At 56.7% G+C, this 404-nt stretch carries 1 protein-coding gene; it reads left to right on the top strand.

The window, feature by feature from the left end; all coding sequences use genetic code 11:
• Positions 1–141: 141 nt before the first annotated feature.
• Positions 142–399, top strand: a complete 258-nt coding sequence (locus tag EN857_RS33400; protein WP_245493408.1) for a hypothetical protein — start codon at positions 142–144, stop codon at positions 397–399.
• Positions 400–404: the final 5 nt, after the last annotated feature.

The following is a 404-nucleotide window of genomic DNA, read 5'->3' as shown; positions in this document are numbered from 1 at the left end:
AACTCGACAGGACCGCGATTCAAGGCACCAAACCCCGATCCGGTTCCGGAACATTTTAGCTAACTTGAATGTTTAAATAACTACCCGGCTCAAAGCGTGGAGACGATGGCGCGAAGTCCGCGAGTTGGTGACGAGATCACTTTGACGGCCACCATCCTGAAGGTGATGGAGGATGGTGTTTCGAGCGTGAGCATCCCGACTTACAACTTTCCCCTTGCGATCGACACGCCGAAGAAGGCCAGGGCCGGTGAAAAAGTCCCAATCAGCGGCTTTGCGACGCGCGTCGATAGCACCGACGGCAAGATAACCGTTCGGATTGACGGCGGTGGCTTGGTCACAGTCGACCTCGATTCCATCGCAGACTGCTCGCCGACTTCGCGCGTTGCCGTGAGGGGATAGGAGGA

Source organism: Mesorhizobium sp. M4B.F.Ca.ET.214.01.1.1 (assembly GCF_004791545.1).
Lineage (GTDB): Bacteria > Pseudomonadota > Alphaproteobacteria > Rhizobiales > Rhizobiaceae > Mesorhizobium > Mesorhizobium abyssinicae.
This window is presented reverse-complemented; position numbering and strand designations above follow the sequence as displayed.